This window comes from Planococcus sp. CAU13, assembly GCF_000775575.1.
GTDB lineage: Bacteria > Bacillota > Bacilli > Bacillales_A > Planococcaceae > Planococcus.
This window is the reverse complement of the sequence record NZ_JRGN01000269.1, coordinates 1-758: the sequence shown is the minus strand read 5'-3', so window position 1 is coordinate 758 and position 758 is coordinate 1. Positions and strand designations below refer to the sequence as shown.

2 protein-coding genes are annotated in these 758 nt (G+C 54.0%); both read right to left on the bottom strand.

Translation table 11 applies throughout. The features are described 5' to 3' along the window. On the bottom strand, positions 1-263 hold a 263-nt coding region (locus tag KW93_RS12845), incomplete at its 3' end, for a HisA/HisF-related TIM barrel protein (protein WP_033543431.1). After that, on the bottom strand, positions 257-758 hold a 502-nt coding region (locus KW93_RS12840), incomplete at its 5' end, for a HisA/HisF-related TIM barrel protein (RefSeq protein ID WP_033543430.1). The genes KW93_RS12845 and KW93_RS12840, both read right to left, overlap by 7 nt.

Sequence of the window (758 nt, the reverse complement as noted above, 5' to 3'; positions counted from 1 at the left end):
TCATCGAGTGTACGGATGCCGCCGCCCACCGTAAACGGAATTGACAATTCGCTGGCAACGATCTTCACCACTTCCACCATTGTTTCCTTGCCTTCATGTGAAGCGGAAATATCCAGGAACACCAATTCATCGGCACCTTGTTTATCATAAAAACGCGCCAACTCGACCGGGTCGCCTGCATCTTTCAGAGAGACGAAACTGACGCCTTTGACGACGCGCCCTTCTTTTACGTCCAGGCAGGGAATGATGCGTTTTGTCAGCATGTCAGCGCCTCCTCGAGTGTAAACCGCTTTTCGTAAAGGGCTTTGCCGATGATGACGCCGGAAATGGCACTGCCGACCGCTGCCGCTTTGACCCTCTTCACATCTTCGATCGACCCGATGCCGCCCGATACAACCACTTCAGCCGTCCCTGCTTCCACCAATTGTTGATTGGCGCTGATGTTCGGGCCTGCCAGCGTTCCATCCGTCGCGATATCGGTGTAGATGAAATGCTTCGCCCCATTTGCCGTAAAAAAACGGGCTACATCTGCGGCAGATTGTGTGGAAGTTTCAATCCAGCCTTCCGTTGCCGCCATCCCGTCTTTGGCGTCAATGCCGATGACGATCCGGTCGCTTCCGAATTCTTCGATAAAAGAAATGACCCGGTCCGGCTCGCGGATGGCCATGCTGCCGATAATGACACGGGATACCCCGTTGTCCAGATAATAGGCAATATCTTCACGTGTGCGGATGCCGCCGCCCACCTGAACGTTTACA